General features: G+C 61.3%; 17 protein-coding genes and 1 tRNA gene. 11 read left to right on the top strand and 7 right to left on the bottom strand.

Going from position 1 to position 22,891, the window contains the following annotated elements; translation table 11 throughout:
* Positions 1–25 precede the first annotated feature (25 nt).
* Entirely contained in the window at positions 26–1,333 is a 1,308-nt protein-coding gene (locus PRZ01_RS01150; protein WP_273594909.1) for an efflux RND transporter periplasmic adaptor subunit, read from the bottom strand.
* A 450-nt stretch (positions 1,334–1,783) separates the two neighbouring features.
* Between PRZ01_RS01150 and PRZ01_RS01145 the strand changes: the two genes are divergently transcribed.
* The 5 genes from PRZ01_RS01145 to PRZ01_RS01125 all read left to right on the top strand — a co-directional run bounded on the left by PRZ01_RS01145 (position 1,784) and on the right by PRZ01_RS01125 (position 8,279).
* Complete coding sequence (locus PRZ01_RS01145; RefSeq protein ID WP_273594908.1) at positions 1,784–2,872, top strand: AraC family transcriptional regulator; 1,089 nt, start codon at positions 1,784–1,786, stop codon at positions 2,870–2,872.
* Positions 2,873–3,086: 214 nt separating this feature from the next.
* Positions 3,087–4,730: an AMP-binding protein gene (locus PRZ01_RS01140; RefSeq protein WP_273594907.1), complete on the top strand. Its 1,644-nt coding sequence runs from the start codon at positions 3,087–3,089 to the stop codon at positions 4,728–4,730.
* A gap of 55 nt (positions 4,731–4,785) precedes the next feature.
* Positions 4,786–5,664 carry a poly(3-hydroxyalkanoate) depolymerase gene (gene phaZ, locus PRZ01_RS01135; protein WP_273594906.1) on the top strand — a complete coding sequence of 293 codons (879 nt, stop codon included), beginning with the start codon at positions 4,786–4,788 and terminating at the stop codon, positions 5,662–5,664.
* A gap of 36 nt (positions 5,665–5,700) precedes the next feature.
* On the top strand, positions 5,701–6,174 hold the full coding sequence (locus tag PRZ01_RS01130) for a MaoC family dehydratase (protein WP_273594905.1): 474 nt from the start codon (positions 5,701–5,703) through the stop codon (positions 6,172–6,174).
* Positions 6,175–6,632: 458 nt separating this feature from the next.
* A complete protein-coding gene (locus PRZ01_RS01125) occupies positions 6,633–8,279 on the top strand; it encodes an alpha/beta fold hydrolase (RefSeq protein WP_273594904.1) in 1,647 nt (548 codons plus the stop codon).
* Positions 8,280–8,417: 138 nt separating this feature from the next.
* Here the strand turns inward: PRZ01_RS01125 and PRZ01_RS01120 are convergent.
* The 4 genes from PRZ01_RS01120 to PRZ01_RS01105 form a co-directional block, all read right to left on the bottom strand.
* Positions 8,418–8,494, bottom strand: a tRNA-Val gene (locus tag PRZ01_RS01120).
* A gap of 137 nt (positions 8,495–8,631) precedes the next feature.
* Positions 8,632–11,034 carry a RelA/SpoT family protein gene (locus tag PRZ01_RS01115; protein ID WP_409993788.1) on the bottom strand — a complete coding sequence of 801 codons (2,403 nt, stop codon included), beginning with the start codon at positions 11,032–11,034 and terminating at the stop codon, positions 8,632–8,634.
* A 46-nt stretch (positions 11,035–11,080) separates the two neighbouring features.
* The gene (locus PRZ01_RS01110; protein WP_273594903.1) at positions 11,081–11,977 is read right to left on the bottom strand and encodes an alpha/beta fold hydrolase; all 897 of its coding nucleotides are present in this window, start codon (positions 11,975–11,977) and stop codon (positions 11,081–11,083) included.
* 139 nt (positions 11,978–12,116) lie between these two features.
* The gene (locus PRZ01_RS01105) at positions 12,117–12,866 is read right to left on the bottom strand and encodes an SIMPL domain-containing protein (protein WP_273594902.1); all 750 of its coding nucleotides are present in this window, start codon (positions 12,864–12,866) and stop codon (positions 12,117–12,119) included.
* Positions 12,867–13,094: 228 nt separating this feature from the next.
* Between PRZ01_RS01105 and ompR the strand changes: the two genes are divergently transcribed.
* Both ompR and PRZ01_RS01095 read left to right on the top strand, forming a co-directional pair.
* On the top strand, positions 13,095–13,838 hold the full coding sequence (ompR, locus tag PRZ01_RS01100) for an osmolarity response regulator transcription factor OmpR (RefSeq protein ID WP_273594901.1): 744 nt from the start codon (positions 13,095–13,097) through the stop codon (positions 13,836–13,838).
* Positions 13,835–15,169, top strand: coding sequence for an ATP-binding protein (locus tag PRZ01_RS01095; protein WP_273594900.1), 1,335 nt, complete (start codon positions 13,835–13,837; stop codon positions 15,167–15,169). The genes ompR and PRZ01_RS01095 overlap by 4 nt, the downstream gene beginning before the upstream one ends.
* Positions 15,170–15,191: 22 nt before the next feature.
* On the opposite strand, the gene ispF is transcribed toward PRZ01_RS01095, so the two are convergent.
* A complete protein-coding gene (ispF, locus tag PRZ01_RS01090; protein WP_273594899.1) occupies positions 15,192–15,722 on the bottom strand; it encodes a 2-C-methyl-D-erythritol 2,4-cyclodiphosphate synthase in 531 nt (176 codons plus the stop codon).
* Between the two features lie 22 nt (positions 15,723–15,744).
* Entirely contained in the window at positions 15,745–16,458 is a 714-nt protein-coding gene (ispD, locus tag PRZ01_RS01085) for a 2-C-methyl-D-erythritol 4-phosphate cytidylyltransferase (protein ID WP_273594898.1), read from the bottom strand.
* Between the two features lie 101 nt (positions 16,459–16,559).
* Between ispD and PRZ01_RS01080 the strand changes: the two genes are divergently transcribed.
* From PRZ01_RS01080 to serB, 4 genes are all read left to right on the top strand, one after another.
* A complete protein-coding gene (locus PRZ01_RS01080) occupies positions 16,560–17,594 on the top strand; it encodes an RNA methyltransferase (protein ID WP_273594897.1) in 1,035 nt (344 codons plus the stop codon).
* A 204-nt stretch (positions 17,595–17,798) separates the two neighbouring features.
* Positions 17,799–18,473 carry a CCXG family PEP-CTERM protein gene (locus tag PRZ01_RS01075; protein WP_273594896.1) on the top strand — a complete coding sequence of 225 codons (675 nt, stop codon included), beginning with the start codon at positions 17,799–17,801 and terminating at the stop codon, positions 18,471–18,473.
* Positions 18,474–18,588: 115 nt separating this feature from the next.
* On the top strand, positions 18,589–22,065 hold the full coding sequence (mfd, locus tag PRZ01_RS01070) for a transcription-repair coupling factor (RefSeq protein WP_273594895.1): 3,477 nt from the start codon (positions 18,589–18,591) through the stop codon (positions 22,063–22,065).
* A gap of 24 nt (positions 22,066–22,089) precedes the next feature.
* A complete protein-coding gene (gene serB, locus PRZ01_RS01065; RefSeq protein ID WP_273594894.1) occupies positions 22,090–22,803 on the top strand; it encodes a phosphoserine phosphatase SerB in 714 nt (237 codons plus the stop codon).
* The last annotated feature ends 88 nt before the right edge of the window (positions 22,804–22,891 follow it).

Here is a 22,891-nt window from a genome sequence, read left to right as displayed (position 1 = left end):
TGGGGTCCGAACCGGGGGCGCGCACTCAAGGCGAACGTGTTGCAGATGCAGGTGCAAGGGTGGAGGGCTGGGCCGCACCAGCACCATCAGCGGCGCGATGCCTCCCCTTGCGCGGCGTAGCTTCGCCGCCCGCACCTTTATCGGCGGGGGTGATCACTTCCACCTTGGCACCATCGCGCAGGCGGTCAGCGCCGTCGGTCACCACTTTTTCACCGGGTTTGAGCTCGCCTCGGAGCGCGACCCAATCGCCATCGGTGCCGTCAATGCTCACGTTGCGCAAACTGACCACACTCCCGTCCCCCACCACATAGACATAACTGCCTTGCGCACCGCGTTGAACGGCGGCACTGGGTACCGCCAAGGTCTGAGGCAAGTTGCCCAGCAACAAACGCACGTTGACAAATTGGTTCGGGAACAGGCTGTTGTCGGCATTGGCAAACAAGGCCTTGACCTTGATCGTGCCGGTCGTGGTGTCGATGCTGTTGTCCGTGCTGGCAACCTTGCCCTGGGCCAACTGTGACTTCTGGGCTCGGTCCCAGGCTTCCACATTAACCTGGGTATGCGCGCCGAGTTGCGCCCGAAGCTGGGGCAGACGCGCATCCGGAATGGCGAAGATCACAGAAACCGGCCGCGTCTGCGCAATGCTGAGCAGCCCGTTGGTGTCACTGGCATGAACGATGTTACCCAGGTCCGCCTGCTTCAAGCCCGCCAGGCCCGAGATAGGCGCTACAACGCGGGTGTAGGCCAGTTGCAACTTGGCGCTGTCCAAGGCTGCCTGGTCCGTCAGCACTGTGCCCTGCAATTGTTGAACCAGCGCATCCTGGGTGTCCAACTGTTGCTTGGGTGCCGCCTCTTTGGCGACCAGATCGCGGTAGCGCTGCAAATCCAATTGCGCATTGCGAAGTTGCGCCTGATCGCGGGTCAAAACGCCTTGCGCTTGATTCAGGGCAATTTGAAACGGCTGAGGGTCAATCAGGGCCAGCACTTGCCCAGCCCGTACCGACTGGCCCTCCGCAAAGTAAATGGCCTTGAGTTCGCCGTCCACCCGGGGCCTGACCACAGCCGTGTTGGCCGCAGCAATCGTGCCAATGGCGCTCACCACCACGCGCAGATCACGACGCTGCACTTCCCCCACCGTAACCGGCTGTGTACGCCCCCCGCCCTTGGCGCCGGGGCCGCCCATCTCCACAACCGCGCCGCCCTTTCCTGCGGGCACCTGTGTCAGCCAATAGCCTCCCGCGGCCATCAAAAAAATCAGCAAACCACCCCAAATCCATGCCTTAAGCCCGGCTTGGCGCCGGGGTGCATTGCCGTCAGAACTCACAGATTTCATACCATCCTTTTCATCCGCCCGCAACGAATCCGGGGGGCAAGCATTTTCATTCAGCTGATTTGCATGGCCACAGGCGAAAAATACCGCGCCCGAGAAATTGCCTGAGTAGCAAAACACCACGCACTGTCACCGCCAGGCGTTGCCACCAGATGAGCAGCATGTAAGGAAATATTGCGACCGTTCTGGCACAAGGCAACTCACCGTTGTGCAACAGGCGGAACCTGAGCGGCAGCCCCTGCAAAATCAGCCACTTGCAGGTAAGTCATCATGGAGAATGTCCCATAAATCAGGCACATTCATCTTGCAGTATTTGGCGTTGCATCCGAAACAATGTGTGGCGACTTCAAACTCGCTCAAACCATTGCACAGGCTCACCGATATGCGCAATACACATTCCGAACCCTTCACGGCCTTCTTCCCGTGCGGCCCCTTGGTCGTACTGCCTGACTGATGCAAGATCGTCTCACTCCATCGACCCGTCCCGCCCAAGAGCTCAAAAAGCCTCGCGCTCAAGCGCGGTTTTCGGCCTTCGAAAAAATCTACACGCCGCTGAAAATTTTTGCGGTCGTTCAGGTTCTCGCGGCGCAGGGTGTCAGGCCGGGCGACATGCTGGCGCATACCGACCTGACCGCGGACGCGCTGGAAAATCCTGGCACTCGCACCTCGCTTGCCCAATTTCTGGCAGTGTGCCGCAACGCCCAGCGGCTGACCCACCACACCGCCTGGGCTCTGCATGTCGGCCGACGCCTGCGGCCCACCAGCTACGGCTTGTACGGCTACGCCCTGATGTGCTCGTCGTCATTGCGCGTTGCCTTTGACCAATCACTCCGGCATCGCCTACTCGCCACGCCCGTTTTACCAATCCATTGGACCGAAGAGAGCGACACGGCAACTTGGCATTTGCCCGCATTCGACACGCTGCAATTGCCTGACCTGGACCACGATCTTTATGTATGCCTGCTCGAAATGCAGGCCGCCATCCACGTCACCCTGATTCAGGACGCCATGGGCGACTGGTGTCGGCCACTTCAGGTGCTAAGTACCGCGCCCCGCCCGCCCCATGCCGATGAAATGTCGACGCTGTTCGGCTGCCCGGTTCTGTTCGAGCAAGCCCGCAACGAACTTCAATACGAGCGTAAATGGCTTGACCGCCCACCCCAACTGGCACACCCCATCACCGCGAGCGAAATGTCAGCCACTTGTGCCCGAATGATCGAAGACATCCAGCACGGGGCGGGACTGTCTCGCAAAGTATGCGAGGCCCTGACGCGCACGCCTGGCGTATTTCCAAGCATTGAGGCCATCGCCAAAGTCCTCAACATGAATGCGAGAACCCTGCGGCGCAACCTTGAAGAAGAAGGAACGGCCTACAGCACCCTGCTGGCCGATGTGCGCCGCTCACTCGCGCTGGACTATCTGAGCCAATCCCCCCTTAGTGTCAGCGACATCGCCGCGGCCCTAGGCTTCAGCGAGGCAGCCAGCTTTCGCCACGCCTTCAAGCGGTGGACTGGCAAGACACCCGCGCAATTCCGCCGCTGACACCCGTTCGGCACGCAATGAAACGGTAAGCAGCGCTAATCCGCAATGCTCCGGTGATGCCCGGGTAATGCCTAGGTGATGCGCCCGTTTCGATGCGCAATTTGTCCTGCTGCAGCATAGGCGCCCAAGACGCCCCTCGACAGAATGTCTCCCAAAGAAGCCAGCACCGGCGCCGCCTCATCGCGCCGGTTTGTTCACCTGACAGGAGACACACATGAGCGCCCGACACTGGACCGAGTCCTATGGAAATATCCCGACAGAAATTGACCCCGACCGCTACCGCTCGGTGCTCGATCTGATTGATGAAGCAATCACGAAATACGCTGACGCGCCGGCCTTCAAGGCCTTTGGCAAGATTCTCAGCTACAACGATGTGGATCGGCTGTCGCAAGCATTCGCCGCCTACCTGCAAGGCACTCTAGGTGTCAAAAAAGGTGATCGCATTGCGCTGATGATGCCCAACGTGCTGTCCTTCCCGATTGCCATGCTGGGCATCCTCCGGGTGGGGGCGGTACAGGTGAATGTGAACCCGCTCTATACCGCCCGGGAGCTGACACACCAACTCAATGACGCGGGCGTCAAAGTGATCGTGCTTCACACCAGTGCACTCGCTACGCTCGCCGAAATCAAGGCAGCCACCGGCGTCGCATCTATCGTGAGCGTCGACCTGGGCGACGCCAAACCTCGCGATGAGGCCAGCGCCCCGGCAAACCCAGAGATTGACCCACGTTTGGGGGCCGTTGTATCCCTCACTGACGCCATCGCACAAGGCACGCAAGGTTCCTTCAAAAAGGTGCCCCTCAGCGGCAGCGACCTGATCTTTCTTCAGTACACCGGCGGCACCACCGGCGTGTCCAAAGGGGCTGCGCTCTCCCATCGAAACCTGGTGGCCAACATCGAGCAATACAAGGCTTTCATGCCCGAGGCCATTGTGTCTGGCGCCGAATCCCTGGTCACGGCAATTCCGGTTTATCACATCTTCGCCTTAACCATGTCCCTGGCGTACTTCTCAGTGGGCGCCCTGAATTGGCTGGTTGCAAATCCCCGTGATATGGATGGCTTTGTCGACACCATCCGTCAAGCTCGGCCCACCATCTTCGTGGGCGTCAACTCCTTGTATGCCGGCTTGGTCCAACACCCCAAAATCAGCGAGGTGGACTGGTCTCGTCTGAAATTGGCGGTCGGGGGTGGCGCTGCCGTGGTGGGCGCCACCTCCCAGCGCTGGCAACAAATCACCGGCAACTTCATTCGCGAAGGATATGGCCTCTCCGAAACCTCACCCGTGGTGAGCTTCAATCCGGCCTATATCCAGGCATTTACGGGCACCACTGGCCTGCCCATGCCCTCTACAGATATCAAGTTGCTTGACGACCAGGATCTCGAAGTGAGCCTTGGGGAGGCTGGCGAAATTTGCGTCAAGGGGCCCCAAGTCATGCGCGGCTACTGGCAACAGCCGCAAGCCAATGCCACGGCCTTTACCAATGACGGCTACTTTCGCACCGGCGACATCGGCGTCTTCGACGAAAAAGGCTTCCTCAAGATCGTTGACCGCAAGAAAGACATGATCATCGTCTCCGGATTCAATGTATTCCCGAACGAAATCGAAGCCGTGGCCGCCAGTTGCCCGGGTGTTGTCGAATGTGCCTGTATCGGTGTGCCAGACGAAAAATCAGGTGAGTCCGTACAACTCTTTGTCGTGAAGACCTCTTCGTCTGCGCTGACGGAAAAGACTGTGCTTGACCACTGCCGATCGCAACTGACGGGCTACAAGATACCTCGGCGTGTCCGCTTCATGGAGTCGCTCCCCAAGTCAACCGTTGGCAAGATATTGCGTCGCGAGCTGAGAGACCTGCAATGAGCCGAGCGTCACCCAGTTGCAGCAGTGCCCTCTCACATAACCTGACGACCTCGTGATGCAAAACGCCTCCACCTTGCCCCGGCCCGCCGCCCATGACCTTGACGCCGTGTCGGCGGCACCGCCTCAAGCCGGTGGTGCCTTCAATATCGAAATGCTGCACGTTGGCGCACAGGTGCTGCGAGTCGGCCGCCAACCCGGTCTGGGTCGCGGGGTGCCGCTGCTCCTTTTCAACGGCATTGGCGGCAACATTGAACTCCTAGCGCCTCTGGCGCGGGCACTTCCTGAGCGCGAAGTAATTACCTTCGACATCCCGGGTGTCGGTCACTCGCTCATGCCCAAGCGCCCTTACCGTCTGGACACCATCATTGAATTGGCCTGCGGCGTTCTCGACCATTTTGGACACAAAACCTGCGATGTACTGGGCATCTCCTGGGGCGGCGGGGCCGCCCAGGAATTTGCACACACAGCGCCAGATCGCTGCAGGCGATTGATCTTGTGCGCCACCGCCACAGGCGTATTCATGGTGCCGGCGCGACCCAGCGTCTTGCTCAAGATGGCCACCCCACGCCGTTACATCAGCCGAAGCTATATCAAGCAAATTTCGGGCGACATCTACGGCGGCGACTTTCGCGCCAACCCCGGTGCCGCCGCACAGTTTTTTGGCCACGTCAAATGGCAGTCAAAGCTGGGGTACTACCTCCAAATTGCGGCCATGACGGGCTGGACCAGCATTCATTGGTTACATCGCCTGAATCAACCCACCTTGGTAATGGCCGGCAATGATGACCCCTTGATTCCATTGATCAACGCACGGCTGATGAATCGCCTGATTCCAAACAGTGAACTCAAAGTATTCGACTGCGGGCACCTCTTTCTTCTGACCCGCATGCAGGAATCAGTCAGCGCCATTCGTGAGTTTCTGCAACGCCCCTAGCAACGCCCTACAAATACAAAACCCTGAGGAGATGAAATGCCCACCCATTCACACCCATCCACCATCGCACCGTCTGCCCTGCTGTCGCGCGTCAACACGGAGCTCGGCGTTTCCAGTTGGATCACACTGGATCAACCGCGCATCAACGCCTTCGCCGACTGTTCTGGCGACACGCAATGGATTCACATCGATGTACCGCGCGCCCAGCGCGAAAGCCCCTTTGGCGGAACAATAGCCCATGGCTACCTGACTCTTTCCCTGCTTGCCCCCACCACCTTCGAAGTCCTCAATGGACTGGTCAGCCTGAAACAAGCCGTCAACTACGGGCTGGAAAAGGTTCGGTTTCTGGCGCCTGTCCGCGCCGGACAGCGCGTGCGCAATCGCATCACGCTTGTCTCAGTTCTGGACAAAGGTGATGGCCGCTACCTGACCACAAGTGAGAACACCATCGAAATTGAAGGGCAGGACAAGCCCGCACTCATTGCCACTTCGCTGGCACTCCTCAGCTGAGCCCTAACCCAAGCCCAACCCGTCCGCACGCACTGAGCCACAAGGCCTGAATTCGCCAACATCCAAATCGGTTGGGCTCTGACTCGCGGGCTTTTCACTGGGTCAGGCGCAGGGGCCTGACCCGACGACAATTCAAACGGAGACAAGCTGATATGGCCAGCACCCGATCCAAAGCGGTAACGAATCCTTCGATCAAAAATTCCGACTCGGCGCCGTCCGCCACGGCGGGCCGCCGGACGCACCGGCAAGGCAAAGCAGCAGGTGATGCGCCCACCTTGTTCCCCGGGATGAATGTCCCCAGGAAAAGAATCCAACGCTCGTCCCCCGCAGCGGCAACCCGGCCGCCGCCCCGAGATAAAGCCGCCCCGCCCGTTGTGACCAGGCCTTTGCCTGCCGCAGCACCTCAAGCACGCACGTCCGCCGTGGCGCAAGTCGACCGAGCCCCGGAAGATCACGCCATGGCTTTCAATCCCTTGATTGGCGTCAGAGGGGGTGATATGGCCACCGCGGCCAAGGCCTTGCTCAAAGCAGTCGTGGTGTCACCACGCAAGGCCGGCGCAAACTATGCGCTCTATCTGAAAGAGTTGGGGCGCGTTGTGCGAGGGAACTCCCAATTGGCCGCCGAGCCCAAAGATCGCCGCTTCTCCGACCCCGCGTGGCAGGGCAACGTCTTGTACAAGCGTTTGTTGCAAGCCTTCCTGCTGACACAAAAAGAATTGGGGCAATTCATCGACCAGTCCGAGTTGACGAGCAAAGACAAGGGGCGGGCCCACTTCTTCGCCTCCCTGGTAACCGATGCGCTTGCGCCATCCAACTGGGTATTGGGCAACCCCTCCGCAGTGCGAAAAATCGTGGATACCGGCGGTGACAACCTCGTCAAGGGCCTGAAAAATCTGGTCCACGACTTGCGCTACAACCACATGCTGCCGTCGCAAGTTGACACCACGCCGTTCAAGGTCGGCGTGAATGTGGCAACGTCCGTCGGCCAAGTGGTGCTGCGGCACGAGATGTTCGAGTTACTTCAATTCACCCCCAGCACATCGACAGTGATGCAGCGGCCCCTGGTGATGTCCCCGCCTCAGGTCAACAAGTATTACGCCATGGACCTTTCACCCGACAAGAGCTTGGTGAAATGGGCCTGCGATAGCGGCGTGCAACTGTTCGTTGTCAGTTGGCGCAACCCCACTCTCGAACAACGCCACTGGGGCTTGACTGACTACGTGAAGGCACTCGACATTGCCGTCAACGCCACCTGCGAAATCACGGGAAGTCCCGACGTCAATATGTGGGGCAGTTGCTCAGGGGGCATGACCCTTGCCGCCTACCTCGGATGGCTGGCAGCACGCGGGGAGCACAAGGTGGCGAACACGTCATGGGCCGTTTGCGTTCTAAACACGGAAGCAGCTATCGAAGATTCGACCCTCGGCCTATTCAGTTCGCCAGAAGCTTTGCGAGCAGCCAAAGCTCGTTCACGGCGCCGAGGCATCGTGACCGGGGAGGAAATGGCCTCCATGTTCGCCTGGCTGCGCCCGAACGATCTGATCTGGAACTATTGGGTGAACAACTATCTCCTGGGCAACAGCCCGCCAGCCTATGACATCTTGGCCTGGAACGCCGACACCACCCGACTCCCCGGCCAGTACCATTGCGACCTCATCGAAATGATGGAAAAAAATCCCTACGTCAACCCCGGCGCATTAGAGATTGACGGCTTGGCTATCGATTTTTCACAAGTACGCGTCAATGCCTACGTCGTAGCAGGGTTGACTGATCACATCACGCCGTGGCGTGCCTGCTACGGAACAGCCCGTCTGTTTGGGCCCAACTCCATCTTCATCCTCGCCAACGCCGGGCACTTGCAAAGCATGATCAACCCACCCGGAATCCCCAAGTCCTATTTCTTCGAAGGAACGGCCAACACGGAGGATCCAGTCACCTGGGCGGCCCAGGCGCAAGCGTCCAGAAAAGAAGGCAGTTGGTGGCCGCATTGGCGCGAATGGATTCAAGGTAAATCTGGCGACTGGATTGAAGCTCCCAAAAAGCTAGGTTCACGCAAACACAAACCTCTGGGTGCCGCCCCCGGGACCTACGTTTTGGAAAAATAGCCCCGAGTGAAGTCGGCACCAAGCCGACTCACCAAACCGATTGGCAAACGCAAAGCAAAAAGCCCGACAGATCAATGATCTACCGGGCTTTGCTTCAACGTTACTTGAGAGTAACGCCTACCTTACGACTTGCGTGTTTGGTAGGCGCGATTGGACTCGAACCAACGACCCCCACCATGTCAAGGTGGTGCTCTAACCAGCTGAGCTACGCGCCTCAAGAGCTTCGCAGTATAGCATGCATTTTTTGGAGTGCGCAAGCACTGTCTGCAAATTTTCGACAATCAAGTTCATGAGCAGGTACTCGGTGCATGCGAAAGCGAGAGGGGCTGAAGGGTGTGAGCCCTACAAGACTTCACTTGCGCCGGGCGGCACGAACGCCTGGCACTTGTGTCACGCTGCGCAGCACTTGCGCCAAGCGCCCTGAGTCGGCCACCTCGACGGTGAAGTTCATCCAGGCGGTTTCTCCCCGCGTTTGTTTGACAGACTGGGTGTTGACTGCAATGACATTCATCTTCTCTTTGGCCAGCACTTCAAGCACGTCACGCAGCAAACCTTGCCGATCGGATGACTCGACGATCACGTCGACCGGATAAAGCGCAGCCCCCTTGCCCTTGGGCCCTGCGACCTCATCCCCGCCCCAGGTCACGTCGATCACACGTTCGGGGGAACGCTGGGCCATCTGGCGAAAATTGATGCAATCGCAGCGATGGATGGCCACGCCTTTGCCGCGCGTCACATAACCGCCAATTTGATCGGGTGGCGCTGGTCGGCAGCAACGCGCAAGGTTGGTCAGCAAGGAATCGACCCCCACCACCAACACCCCGCCCCGAGGAGCTTTGCCCTCCCCTTTGCTCATTCGCTGCGCAAGCAATTCGTCGGACAGGGGCTCTTGCACGGTGGGGCGCAGGAGTTGTTCGATATTGCGCAGCGAGTATTCGTCTTTGCCCACTAACTCGAACAAGGCGTCGGCATTCTTGAAACCCAGGCGCCCGGCCAAGTCTTCAAGTTTGATGGCCGTGCGGCCTTCGCGCTGCAGCAGCTTTTCCACGGCCTCACGGCCCCGTGCAATGGTTTGGGCCTGAGCTTGCGCATTGAACCAGGCGCGCACCTTGGCGCGGGAGCGTGGGCTGCGCAGATAACCGGACTCGAGATGCAACCAGTCCAGCGAAGGGCCGCCTTCTTTGGCGGCCGTTATTTCCACGGTCTGCCCGCTTTGCAAGGGCGTTCCCAGGGGCACGATTTGGCCATCCACTTTGGCGCCACGGCAGCGGTGCCCCAGGTCAGTGTGAACTGCGTAAGCGAAGTCGATGGGTGAAGCACCGGCAGTCAATTCAACAATCGTGGCCTGCGGTGTGAACACATAGATACGGTCATCAAACGTGAGGCTCTTTTCGCTGGCAGCGCGATTCGTGTCGTTTGAACCTGCGCCTGCAGCAGCACCAAGGCCATCGCCTCGGGCGGCCTTTGCCTCACTGTCGGCGTGCTCCTCCTCGGTCGCCCCATGCGCCAGATCACGCTCCCAGGCAAGCAATTGACGCAGTACCGCCTTGCGCGCCTGCGCCACCTGATCTTCGAACTCGCCCGCAGCACTCACGCCGGCGTAACCCCGGGCGCCCGCCTCCTTGTAAGCCCAATGGGCGGCCACGCCGTGCTCGGCATGGTCGTGCATGGCCTGGGTGCGAATCTGAACTTCCGTGGCGCGCCCATCGGCACCCAGTACAACCGTGTGCAGCGATTGATAGCCATTGGGCTTGGGACGGGCAATGTAGTCATCAAACTCACCCGCCACGGGGGTGTAGGCCTCGTGCAGCCAACTCAAGGTGGCATAACACGCCATCAGGTCGGGCACGATCACGCGCAGGGCGCGCAGGTCAAACACGCGGGCCAGCGTCAGGCCCTTGCCTTGCATTTTTTTGTAGATACTGTACAGATGCTTGGGTCGCCCTTGCACTTGGGCCGCAATGCCTTGCGCCCGCAATCCGGCCTGCAAATCGGCGCGTGCACTCTCAACGCCCTGCTCCCGGGCCACCCGCGTTTCGTCCAGGGCGCGGGCCAGATCACGGTAGGCTTGGGGTTGAAGAAAACGAAATGACAGGTCTTCAATTTCCCATTTGATTTGCCAGATGCCCAGGCGGTTGGCCAGCGGCGCGAACACCTGTTGGGATTCAAGCGCCAAGTTGGCGGGGCAACTCCTTTTGCTCTGCGCAAAAAAGCGCAGAGTTTGCAAGCGTGAGGCCAGCCGCAGCAGCACCACGCGCAGATCCCGCGAGAAGGCCAGCAGCATCTTGCGCACACGCTCAGTCTGCTCGGATCGCCGCTCCTGGTCCACCTTGGCTTCACGCGCGGCACGCTGAATCTGAACCAGACGGCGGGTATGCGTCACCAAGCTCGCGTAGGACTCGCCAAAGGCCTTGGCGACCACCTCTTCAGGCTTGTTGAGGTAGTCCCCGGCGTAAACCAGGTACGCGGCGGCTTGCATGGAAGGCGCAGCGCCAATAGCGGCCAGAATGGCCGCCACCCCGTCAGCGTGGACCAGCGCCTCTTCGCCCGTGTCTAGCGCTTGCGCCATCAACAGCGGTTCGGCAAACGCCCGGGCGCGGGCCACGGCGTCCCGACCTAGCGGGGCCGCTGCCGGGCTCGGCATCAAGCCGTGGCCGGGTTCAGCCAACTCGACATCCACCAGGGCAACAATCGGTGCCGCGTTCGGGGTGGCAACTGCACCTGTTAGGCCTAAAGGGGTTAAACCGGTCTTCATCTACTTCTACGACTTCTTCGTCTAACTGCATGGATTCAAGGTGACATCATGCCGCGCCCAGAAACTCGGCAACCGCATTGATCTGCTCGGCATGCACCAAGGTCGGTGCGTGCCCCACGCCGTCAAACTCCTTCAAGCGGGCGCACGGCCCGCGTTCGCCCATGGCATGGGCAGTCTTGAGAGAAAGCAGGTCAGACTCGTGTCCCCGCAGCAGCAGCGTTGGGCAAGAGATGGCGTCGTAGGTCTGCCACAGCGCAGCCGACCCTTGCCGCACCAACTCCTCGGTCATAGACGCAAAGGGCAGCGCAATGGCGGGGTCGTAATGCAGCGAGAAGCGCCCCACCTGACCCGGCAACGCCTTCAACATGGGTGCAGACAAGGCGGCCCATTGCTCTGGCGTGTGCGGACCGAAGCTCTGCGAAATGCTGGCCAGATATGCAGCGCCCTCGTCCAACGACTCGAAGACTTTGGGCTGCCCCAGGTAACGGCCGATGCGCTGCAAGGCCTCAAAGTCGAGTGTGGGGCCGACATCATTCAGCACCAAGCGCCGTATCGGATTGCCAGGCAAGGCAGCCAGCCCCATGCCGATCAGCCCGCCCATCGACGTCCCCACCCAATCCACTTGCGGAACGTCCAGACGCGCCAGCAACGTCACCATATCCGCCACATAGGCCGGAACCTGATAGCCCGCCGGGTTGCTCAGCCACGCCGACTGGCCACGGCCCACCACATCAGGGCAGATCACCCGGTAGCGCGCCTGCATGGCGCGGGCCAGGGTGTCGAAATCACGTCCCTGCCGCGAGAGCCCATGAACGCATACCAGCACGGGAGGCGTCACCCCTTCGGGCAACGCCGGGCCGCCATAGGCCCACTCCCAGTACGCCATGCGATACAAGCCTGAGTTGCCCAAGGATTGCACATGTTTGAGTTGCGGCTGGGTCATGAAAGCGCGTCCTTTCGAAATGAGTACGTCTTGTGGGGGTTCATCTAGTGTGCAGGAGCCCAGCGCATGCTTTGATTTGCCCGAGGCAGGAGCTGGCCCCATAGATGCAAAAGCGGGTGGATAAGCACGCGCACGGCCATCAACGCAGCGTCATCACCACCGACCCATTGACCGTCACAGCTACGGTAGCCTTGCCGGACTCCACCGGCAGAGCCTCGTCGGCTGAAGCGGCCATGGCTTTGAAGCGTGCTTGCGGCGCGGCCATGGGCACGGGGCCGATGTCTTGTGTGTTCACATTGACTTCGCCAATGCTGTAGCCCCCATAGCCGAACTGCTGGGCGTAATCGGCCGCCCGCAATTTGAAATTGGCAATGGCCCGGCCGACCACATCGGCCTCCACCTTCTGGCGCTGATCCTTCGAGAGGTTGTAGCTCACCCTGGAAATCGTCATGGTGTTGATACGGCCCGTCAGTTGGCCGATGCCAGCCATGTCCTTGCCTTCCACCAGCAACTCGGCTGAACCCTGCCAGCCGTTGATACCTCCCTTTGGGGCGTAACGCGGATACAGCGAGAAGTTGCCCGCCTGCACCTCAATCTGGCCGGATTTGGCCACCTTGCGGGCCTCGCTCAACGCAGCGTCCAAAGCCTGCTTCAACGCCGTCTGCACAGCCGCGGCATCACTGCCCTCCTTGGTGGTTGAAAACACAACGCCCAGCACATCGCGCGCCACCTCCACACTGGCGGAGGCCTGCAGATTCAGACGATCGCGTGGCAAGCCATCCGCCCCAGGTTGCCCCGGTGCGGCCTGAGCCAGAGGGCTCGACACGGCCACCACCCACAGCATCAGGATGGGCAATGTAGGCAATATCTTCAAAGTTTGAAACGACATCAAGGCCTCCTCAAGAACATTCAAAATCGATTCACCAACGACAGACCACCAGAGCTTAAGGCCGCAGCGCTGCATTGCAAGCCTTGGCCATCACGATACGCTCTACACCGTCCATCCTATTTGTTACGGAGCTGTAACGGCCGCTATCCGCCCGCCAAAACGGCGAAAAACGCAGCACAATCGCTCTGTTACAAATTCAGCCGCCATCGCGGCCCACTGCGCAACATCATGAACAGCCCGAGCAATACCAGAGCCAACCGCATCCTGGTGGTCGACGACGACGCCCGTATCCGCGACCTCTTGCGCCGTTACCTGACGCAAGAGGGTTTTGATGTGCTGCTGGCCGAAGATGCGCGAAGCCTCAACCGCCAATTGACGCGTGAAACCGTCGATTTGATCGTGCTTGACCTGATGCTGCCCGGTGAAGACGGGCTGACCATTTGCCGCCGACTGCGCGCGGGCAATGACAATACGCCCATCATCATGCTGACCGCCAAGGTCGAAGAGGTGGACCGCATCGTCGGCCTGGAAGTGGGTGCGGACGACTATCTCTCCAAGCCCTTCAACCCGCGTGAACTGCTGGCTCGCATCAATGCGGTGTTGCGCCGCCGCCCCACGCCCGAAGCACCAGGGGCGCCCTCGCTTGAAGCCGCGACCGTGACCTTTGGTGCCTTTGAGTTCGACTTGGCGCAACGGCGCCTGTCCAAAAGGGGCGAAGTACTGCCACTCACCACCGGTGAGTTTTCCATGCTCAAGGCCCTGGTACGGCACCCACGCCAACCACTCTCGCGCGACAAGCTGGCGCAACTGGCACGTGGCCGTGAGTTCGAACCGTTTGACCGCAGCCTAGACGTTCAAGTCTCTCGCCTGCGTAAGTTGCTGGAAGACGACCCCACGCAACCACGCTACATCCAGACCGTATGGGGTGTCGGTTATGTCTTTGTACCTGACGAAGCCACCCCGGCGGGATGATGTTGGAAATCGCCAAGCCCCGCCTGGCGCTCAATCTTTTCTGGCGCACCTTCGCCCTGCTCGCCTTGCTCTTGTCGGGTGGTGTGTTGGCCTGGCAACAAACCTTCAAAGTCCTGGAGGCCGAGCCGCGGGCCCTGGAGTCCGCGCAACAGTTGGCGGGCCTGGTGAACCTGAGCCGGGTGGCGCTGGCTGAAACGGACAGCATCAACCGCGTAGCCGTGTTGTCCACGCTGGCACGAAGTGAAGCCGTGCAAGTCCGCGTGGCCGAGCAACAAGACCGGTGGCAGCCTTACGACGCCAACGCCTTTGCCAAGCAATTGGCCGCAGAGTTGCGCATGCGACTGGGGCCCGACACCGTGGTGGCACGCAGTGTCAATGGCGAGCCGGGTCTGTGGGTCCGGTTTCGCATGGGCAACGACAGTTTTTGGCTGCAAACCAGTGCGGCCCCCCTATCCGTCTCCTTGCCCAACAACGCATGGTGGCTGGGCGTCGCACTGGTGGCCACAGCGCTCGGCTCCGCCTTGATCACGCGGCTGATCAACCAACCGCTGAGAGAACTCAGCTTCGCCGCGCATCGCATCCGCGAGGGCGAATACGACTCCCGCCTCGACGAAAGCACCCGCACCAGCGAGATCCGCGAGGTCAATATGGGCTTCAACCGCATGGCCCGTGAACTGGCCAAGATGGAAGAAGACCGCACCGTCATGCTCGCTGGCATTTCGCACGACCTCCGTACTCCGCTGGCCCGACTGCGGCTTGAAACCGAGATGAGCGTGGCGGATGAGCAAGCCCGCCAATTTATGGCGCACGACATCGAGCAGCTAGACGCCATCATCAACAAGTTCATGGACTACGCCCGCCCGTCCGAGCTGCAACTGCAGCCGCTCGATTTGACCGAGGTGGTGGAGCACGAAGCGCAAGGCTTTCGCAACCTGGACCAGATCCGCATTCGCGTGCTGCTACCGATGGGTTTGAAAGTTTGGGCCGATGAAACCGAGCTGGCGCGGGTGCTATTGAACCTGTTCGAAAACGCCCGCCGCTATGGCCACGCGCCCGGCTTGCCCACCTTGGTGGAAGTCAGCCACGTCCTACAAGGGCCGTGGATCACCTTGCAGGTGCGCGATTTCGGCCCGGGTGTTCCGCAAGACAAGATGGCGCGGCTCACCACGCCATTCTTTCGAGGCGACGCCGCACGCACGGCGGCGACCGGTGCAGGCCTGGGCCTGGCGATTGTTGAAAAATCGGTACAGCGCCTCGGCGGGCAATTGGATATTTGCAACGCTGAAGATGGCGGCCTACTGACGTCGATCCGCCTGCAAAAAGCCAGCTGAGTCGCTGAGAGTCAGCCCGCCTTCAAACGCCGGCCAGCAGGCACACCGCGTGCGCCTCCATCGCCAAACCTTCGCCCACCGGGCCCATTTTTTCAGCGGTCTTGGCCTTGACGTTGACCTGCCCCGCATCGAGGCCTAACGCTGCCGCCAAACGGGCACGCATAGCGGGAATATGCGGAGCCATCTTGGGCGCCTGCGCTTTGATGGTCGAGTCGATGTTCACGATTTGCCAACCCGCTTCACGCACCCGCGCATAGGCCAGCGCCAGCAAGACCATGGAATCCGCCCCCTTGAACTCCGCCGCCGTGTCGGGAAACAACTGACCGATATCACCCAACGCTGCCGCGCCCAGCAAAGCATCGGTGATCGCGTGCGCCAGCGCGTCGGCATCGGAGTGCCCCAGCAGTCCATGGGTGTGAGGGATCGTCACGCCGCCCAAGATCAAGGGGCGCCCGGTCACCAGCACATGCGTGTCCCAGCCCTCACCAATGCGCAAAGCCGGCAATTGCACGGGGCGAATCGGCGAAGACGAAGGAAATTTTGTTTCAGTCATGAGGTTTCCAAAAAGGCGTGCATCAAACCCGGCTCTTCAACAAGGCTTCAGCCATGGAGAAATCTGCCGGCCAGGTGAGCTTGAAGTTTTCCATGGGGCTTTCCACCAACAACGGTTGATGCCCCAGCGCCTCCACCGCACTCGCTTCATCGGTGATGGCCTCATTCAAATTGGCCAGCGCGGGCCGCAGCAGGCCGAGACGAAACATCTGTGGCGTCTGGGCCGCCCACTTTTCACGGCGGTCCACGGTGGCGGCAACGCGCCCATTTCGAGACGATTTCAAAGTATCTGCCACCGGCAAGGCCAGCAAACCGCCCACCTCGTCTTCCCAGCAGGCATCAATCAGGCGATCGACCCATTCAGGCCGCAACAAGCACCGCGCCGCATCATGCACCAGCACCCAATCGTGGGCTTGGGCGCCGCGCGCGAGCAATTCGTCCAACCCCTGGGCTACCGATTGCGCACGGCTTTTGCCGCCCACCCGAGCCACCCAGGCGCGCTCACCGGTGAAACCCGGCACCGCCACTTCGAACTGATCGTCCTGCGGCGACAGCACCACCAGCGTGGCAGCCACGCGCTCCACCTGCAGCAACGCCTCCAGCGTGTGCGCCATCATGGCCTTGCCAGCCAGCGGCACGTATTGCTTGGGCACGGCCGTACCAGCGCGCGCGCCCACGCCGGCAGCCGGCACCAAGGCATAGCATTGGGGCTGCAGGCCCACAGGAAATGTCGTCATGAGGGCATTCTATAAAGCCATGCGCAATGGCCCCGCCGCAGCGGCGGTCAAAACAGATGCAAGCCTCCGCTTTGGGCGGTCTCGCCTAAACTCCGCAGCCCATGCAAATTGAAGACATCCGCCAGCGCCTGCGCGCGCTGGGCGCCAAACCGGTTCACGTGCAACGTGTGTTGCGCGACTGGGTGCGCCTGCGCGCGCACGACAGCGGCCGGCGCAAGAGCCAAGACTTTCTGCCGCTGGCCCTGCGGCAAGAATTGGACCGCCTGGATACCGAGTTATCAACACTGACCAACATGATCTCCAGCCATCCCGGCGTAGACGGCTCCGCCCGCCTGCTGCTGGGGCTGCGCGACGGCCTGACGGTAGAAACCGTGCTGTTGCCCCGCGATGGGGTCTGCATCTCCAGCCAGGTGGGCTGTGCGGTGGGCTGCCAGTTCTGCATGACGGGACGTGAAGGGCTCATTCGCCAGGTCAGCAGCGCCGAGATGGTGGCGCAGGTGGTACAGGCGCGGCGCCTCAGAAAGGTCAAGAAGGTCGTGTTCATGGGCATGGGCGAGCCCGCGCACAACCTGGACAACGTGCTCGAAGCCATCGACCTGCTGGGCAGCGAAGGCGACATCGGTCACAAGAGCCTGGTGTTGTCCACCGTGGGCGACCGCCGCGTGTTCGAACGGCTGCCCAACGAGACCGTCAAGCCCGCGCTGGCCCTCTCCCTCCACACCACCAAGCCCGCGCTGCGAGAACAACTGCTGCCCCGCGCGCCGCGCCTCACGCCCCAAGAACTGGTAGACCTGGGGGAGCACTATGCACGCGGCAGCGGCTACCCCATCCAGTACCAATGGACCTTGCTGGACGGCGTCAATGACGGCCAGGACGAACTCGATGGCATCGTGCGCCTGCTCAAAGGCAAGTACGCGCTGCTGAACATGATCCCTTACAACACCATCCCTGACCTGCCCTTTCGGCGGCCCAGCTGGGACAAGGCACGCGCAATCGCGGCCGAGCTGCACCGCCAGGGCATTTTGACCAAACTGCGAGACTCAGCGGGTCAAGACGTGGACGGCGGCTGCGGCCAGTTGAGGGCAAGAAGTGCCGGTGCGCCGTCAGCGCACATCGTGCATCTGAAGCGGATTTGAGCGACGAGGTGCGCCACGCGCCCCACGCGTACTTCGGCCGTCGCAGGCATCACGCGCACGCTGCTCGCACAAATGCGTGACAAATTGCCAGATTGCTGCCGCTCAACCCTGTGATTGAGGGGGCTGGCAGTCAAGGGTTATTGCTTATATTGGCGACTCTGATGCGTACGCGCTGCACCGTCTAAATAACCCGTTAATCGAACAATGCCTATCTCGATCTCCAAAAGCCTGGCCCTGACTGCCTTCATATTTGCCGCCAGCGCGCACGCCAGCATCATCACTTTCGACGCGGCCTACTCGACCGCAGCGGCACAAAGCAGCGCCGAGGCCTATAAAACCGTTGTCAACGCGGCAGTCGGCCAGACCGGCGCCAAGCACGCCACGGTCAGCACCTACAACAACCTGAGCAACAGCGCAGTATTTGGTGGCTCCAACAGCAACCTGGCCTACCGGTTCACAGTGAACTTCGACGTCAGCGCCGCGAATGCAGGCAACTGGGGTCTGCGTGCCGGTACCGACTTTGGCAAGGGCGGCGCGGTTTTTCTGGACGGCTTGGCACTGGGCTTCAAGTCCAATGACATGTGGTGGAACGGCAGCTACAGCAACACCAATCAGGCCTTCGTCTTCAGCAATATCAGCCTGACCGAAGGTCTGCATACCCTGCAGATTTTCGGCCTTGAAAACTGCTGCGATGGCGGTCAACAGGCGCAGTTCAACATCAAGGGTGCCGGCTACCGGACCATTGCCGCCAACGACGGGCTGAGCCCAGCGCTGCAAGCGGCCAATGTGCCTGAGCCAGCCAGCATGGTCCTGGTGCTGGCGGCCCTGGGCGGCATGGCGCTGGTGACCCGTCGCGGCGGTCGCAACTCCTCGCGCTGAAACGCCCCCAATCTCCGCCATTTACCGATGGACGGCCGGCAAGCCACTGACAGCTTGCCTACAATGACCACAGCCCCCAGCCCCGCTCGGGGCTGTTTTCATTGGTGCGCCCGATATGCAGCTACCCCAGATCTCCCCCGGCAAAAAATTTACCGTCGCCCGCCCTACCGGTTCCGCCGACGCCATGGTGCTGGCGCGTTATGCCATGGCACAAATGGCCGCGGGCCGCATCACCGCAATCATCACGGCTGAGCCGGGCGACACGCAGCGGCTAGAAGATGAACTGAATTTCTTTGCGCCCGACTTGCGCGTGGCCGTATTTCCGGACTGGGAGACACTGCCCTACGACACGTTTTCGCCCCATCAGGACCTGATCTCCGAGCGGCTGGCCACGCTGTGGCGTTTGCTGCAATCACAAGGAAAGCCCGCCGATCAGCGGGAGGCTGACGTGGTGCTGCTGCCCGCCACCACGGCGCTCACGCGCTTGGCGCCGCCCGCCTTTCTCGCTGCTACCACCTTCCACTTCAAGACCAAGCAACGCCTGGATGAAGCCAGCCTCAAATCTCAGCTCACGCTGGGCGGCTACACCCATGTCAGCCAGGTGGTGTCGCCGGGTGAGTACGCGGTGCGGGGGGGGCTGATCGACCTGTTCCCCATGGGCTCGCTGGTGCCCTACCGGGTCGACCTGTTTGGTGACGAGGTGGACTCCATTCGCACCTTTGACCCCGACAGCCAGCGCAGCCTGTACCCAGTGCCTGAGGTGCGCCTGCTGCCCGGGCGCGAGTTTCCGATGGATGAAACGGCGCGGCAAAATTTTCGCGCCCGCTGGCGCGAGAAGATGGAGGGCGACCCGACCCGCTCGCGCATCTACAAAGACATGGCCACGGGCATTGCCACCGGCGGCATTGAATATTTTCTGCCGGTGTTCTTCGAACAAACGGCCAGCATTTTCGAATTTTTGGGAGAGCACGCCGCCCTGGCTTTGCACGGCGAGGTGGACGAAGCGCTGAACCGCTTCTGGACAGACACCCGTGAACGCCACCGCTTTTTGCAGCACGACCCGGAGCGGCCCATCCTGCCGCCGGAAGAAATCTTCCTGAAGGTCGAGGAGTTCTTTGCCCTCACGCACAGCCACCCGGTGCTGGCCATTCGCGGCACGATTACCTCCGAGCAGACGTCCGAGGTGGCACGTCCCCTGCCCGACGTCAGCATCGAACGCGGCGCGCAGGAGCCCCTGGCCCGTTTGTCCGCTCACCTGAAAAGCACGCCTCACCGCGTGCTGCTCGTGGCCGAGAGTGAAGGCCGCCGCGAGAGCCTGCTGGAGCTGCTGCGCGACAACAAGATCGACCCGCCCTCGGTTGGCACGCTGGCGGAGTTTTTGGGCAGCCCGGAGAAATTCGCCATCACGGCAGCGCCCCTGGCGGCCGGCTTCTTCTGGCATGAGCCTGAGCAAGATCGGGTGCTGCAGCTGTTCACCGAGACCGAACTCTTCGCCACCACGCCCACCACCCGCCGGCGGCGCAAGCAAGAGCAAGTCAGCGATGTCAATGCGCTGATCAAAGACCTGTCGGAGCTGAAAGTTGGCGACCCCGTGGTGCACAACAACCACGGCATCGGCCGCTACCAGGGCCTGATCAATATCGACATTGGCGACGGTGCCAGCGAGTTTTTGCATCTGAAATATGCTGATGACGCCACACTCTATGTGCCTGTGGCCCAGTTGCACCTGATCAGCCGCTACACCGGCGTCAGCGCTGAAGAAGCACCGCTGCACCGCCTGGGCTCTGGCCAGTGGGAGAAGGCCAAGCGCAAAGCCGCCGAGCAGGTGCGCGACACCGCCGCCGAGTTGCTCAACCTCTACGCCCGCCGCGCCGCGCGCGAGGGCCATGCCTTCCGCTACTCGCCGCAGGACTACGAAGCCTTTGCCACCAGCTTTGGCTTCGAGGAAACGGCGGACCAGCGGGCCGCCATCCATGCGGTCATCCAAGACATGATCAGCCCCAAACCCATGGATCGCCTGGTGTGCGGCGACGTGGGCTTTGGCAAGACCGAGGTCGCGCTGCGTGCGGCATTTGTGGCGGTGATGGGCGGCAAGCAAGTGGCCATCCTGGCGCCCACCACGCTGCTGGCCGAGCAGCACTATCAAAACATCGCCGACCGCTTTGGCAAATGGCCGGTGCGCGTGGCGGAGATGAGCCGTTTTCGCTCCACCAAGGAGATCAAGGCCGCCATGGAAGGCCTGGCTGACGGCAGCATCGACATCGTCATCGGCACCCACAAGCTGCTGAGCCCCGAGGTCAAGTTCATGCGCCTGGGCCTGCTGGTGATCGACGAGGAACACCGTTTCGGCGTGCGCCACAAAGAAGCCATGAAGGCCATGCGCGCCGAGGTGGACGTGCTCACGCTGACGGCCACCCCAATTCCGCGCACCTTGGGCATGGCGCTCGAGGGTCTGCGCGACTTGAGCGTTATCGCGACGGCGCCGCAACGCCGCCTGGCCATCAAGACCTTTGTGCGCGGCGAAACCAGCGGCGTCATCCGCGAGGCGATTCTGCGGGAGTTGAAGCGTGGCGGGCAGGTCTACTTCCTGCACAACGAGGTGGAGACCATCGAGAACCGCCGCCAAAAGCTCGAAGAGCTGGTACCCGAGGCCCGCATCATCATTGCCCACGGGCAGATGCCCGAGCGTGAGCTGGAGCGGGTGATGCGCGAGTTCGTGGGTGGCAAACACAATGTGTTGCTGTGCTCGACCATCATCGAAACCGGCATCGACGTGCCCAGCGCCAACACCATCATCATGGCCCGCGCCGACAAATTCGGCCTGGCGCAGCTGCATCAATTGCGCGGCCGCGTTGGGCGCTCCCACCATCAGGCCTACGCCTACTTGCTGGTGCCCGATCTGGATGGCCTCACCAAGCAGGCCACACAACGCCTGGATGCCATCCAGGCCATGGAGGAGCTGGGCTCGGGCTTCTACCTCGCCATGCACGACCTGGAAATTCGCGGCGCCGGCCAGATGCTGGGCGAAAACCAGAGCGGCAACATGATGGAAATCGGCTTCCAGCTCTACAACGAGATGCTGGCCGAGGCGGTGCGCTCGCTCAAAGCCGGCAAAGAGCCCGACCTGCTCTCGCCGCTGGCGGCCACCACCGAAATCAATCTGCACGCCCCCGCCCTGCTGCCCGACGCCTATTGCGGAGACGTGCACCAGCGCCTGTCGCTGTACAAGCGCTTGGCCTCGGCAGAGAAAAACGAGCAGATCGACAAACTGCTCGAAGAGGTGACCGACCGCTTTGGCAAGTTGCCGCCGCAAGGGCAGACCCTTTTCGACACCCACCGCCTGCGTGTTTTGGCCAAGCCCTACGGCGTGGCCAAAATCGATGCGGGCGCCACGGCCATGAACATCAACTTCCGCCCCAACCCGCCAATCGATGCGATGCGCGTGATCGAATTGGTCCAGAAAAACCGCAACATCAAACTGGTGGGCAACGACAAGCTGCGCATCGACAAGGCGCTGAGCGACCCCAAGGACCGGGCGCAAGCCATCCGTGAAGTGCTGCGCCTGCTGGGCCAGCCGCTCAAGCAGAATTGACCTGACCCCTACCGCATAAAAGCCATGCCTGTGAATTTTGCTCCCGACCTGGTCATCCAGGGCTTCACCCCGCCGTTGAAACGCGCCGACTTCAAACTCGCCGCCTTCGACATGGACTCGACTCTGATCAATATCGAGTGCATCGACGAGATTGCCGCCGCCGCGGGCAAAAAGGCTGAAGTGGCCGCCATCACCGAAGCCGCCATGCGCGGCGAAATCACCGATTTCAAAGACAGCCTGCGCCGCCGCCTGAGCTTGCTCAAGGGCGTGCCCGTCTCCGCCCTGGAGCAGGTCTTGAACGAGCGGCTCCAGTTCAACCCCGGCGCACGTGAACTCTGCGCGGCGCTGAAGGCCGCGGGCTTGAAACTGGTGCTGGTATCCGGCGGATTCACGTATTTCACTCGTTATGTCGCCGCGCAGTTGGGCATGGACTTTGTGCGCAGCAATGAGTTGGCTTTTGACGCCAATGGCGCGCTGACCGGTGAGTTGGTGATGCAGGACTGGGGTGATATCTGCGATGGCGAAGAAAAGCGCCGCATGATGTTGGCCTGCGCCGCGCAGATTGGCGCCTTGCCCGCCCAGTGCATCGCAGTGGGCGACGGCGCCAACGACCTGCCGATGATGTCGGCCGCCGGTTTGTCCGTGGCCTACCACGCCAAGCCCAAGGTGCGCGAGCAAGCCATGGTGGCCATCAACAGCGGCGGCCTGGACAGGCTACTGTGCGTGCTAAGCGCCTAAGCGACAAATCGCCAAATCGCCACCGACGCTGACACACGCAACGCCCCGTCGTTTGCCAAGTATTCGGGCCAAGGTTGGCGACTCGGCT

Source organism: Roseateles koreensis, from assembly GCF_028595305.1.
In the GTDB taxonomy this organism is placed as follows: domain Bacteria; phylum Pseudomonadota; class Gammaproteobacteria; order Burkholderiales; family Burkholderiaceae_C; genus Paucibacter_A; species Paucibacter_A koreensis.
This window is presented reverse-complemented; position numbering and strand designations above follow the sequence as displayed.

Excerpts from the sequence above, each read along its gene's own strand:
- PRZ01_RS01150 (WP_273594909.1), bottom strand. The coding sequence starts at position 1,333 with ATGAAATCTGTGAGTTCTGACGGCAATGCACCCCGGCGCCAAGCCGGG.
- PRZ01_RS01145 (WP_273594908.1), top strand. The coding sequence starts at position 1,784 with ATGCAAGATCGTCTCACTCCATCGACCCGTCCCGCCCAAGAGCTCAAA.
- PRZ01_RS01140 (WP_273594907.1), top strand. The coding sequence starts at position 3,087 with ATGAGCGCCCGACACTGGACCGAGTCCTATGGAAATATCCCGACAGAA.
- phaZ (WP_273594906.1), top strand. The coding sequence starts at position 4,786 with ATGCAAAACGCCTCCACCTTGCCCCGGCCCGCCGCCCATGACCTTGAC.
- PRZ01_RS01130 (WP_273594905.1), top strand. The coding sequence starts at position 5,701 with ATGCCCACCCATTCACACCCATCCACCATCGCACCGTCTGCCCTGCTG.
- PRZ01_RS01125 (WP_273594904.1), top strand. The coding sequence starts at position 6,633 with ATGGCTTTCAATCCCTTGATTGGCGTCAGAGGGGGTGATATGGCCACC.
- PRZ01_RS01115 (WP_409993788.1), bottom strand. The coding sequence starts at position 11,034 with ATGAAGACCGGTTTAACCCCTTTAGGCCTAACAGGTGCAGTTGCCACC.
- PRZ01_RS01110 (WP_273594903.1), bottom strand. The coding sequence starts at position 11,977 with ATGACCCAGCCGCAACTCAAACATGTGCAATCCTTGGGCAACTCAGGC.
- PRZ01_RS01105 (WP_273594902.1), bottom strand. The coding sequence starts at position 12,866 with ATGTCGTTTCAAACTTTGAAGATATTGCCTACATTGCCCATCCTGATG.
- ompR (WP_273594901.1), top strand. The coding sequence starts at position 13,095 with ATGAACAGCCCGAGCAATACCAGAGCCAACCGCATCCTGGTGGTCGAC.
- PRZ01_RS01095 (WP_273594900.1), top strand. The coding sequence starts at position 13,835 with ATGATGTTGGAAATCGCCAAGCCCCGCCTGGCGCTCAATCTTTTCTGG.
- ispF (WP_273594899.1), bottom strand. The coding sequence starts at position 15,722 with ATGACTGAAACAAAATTTCCTTCGTCTTCGCCGATTCGCCCCGTGCAA.
- ispD (WP_273594898.1), bottom strand. The coding sequence starts at position 16,458 with ATGACGACATTTCCTGTGGGCCTGCAGCCCCAATGCTATGCCTTGGTG.
- PRZ01_RS01080 (WP_273594897.1), top strand. The coding sequence starts at position 16,560 with ATGCAAATTGAAGACATCCGCCAGCGCCTGCGCGCGCTGGGCGCCAAA.
- PRZ01_RS01075 (WP_273594896.1), top strand. The coding sequence starts at position 17,799 with ATGCCTATCTCGATCTCCAAAAGCCTGGCCCTGACTGCCTTCATATTT.
- mfd (WP_273594895.1), top strand. The coding sequence starts at position 18,589 with ATGCAGCTACCCCAGATCTCCCCCGGCAAAAAATTTACCGTCGCCCGC.
- serB (WP_273594894.1), top strand. The coding sequence starts at position 22,090 with ATGCCTGTGAATTTTGCTCCCGACCTGGTCATCCAGGGCTTCACCCCG.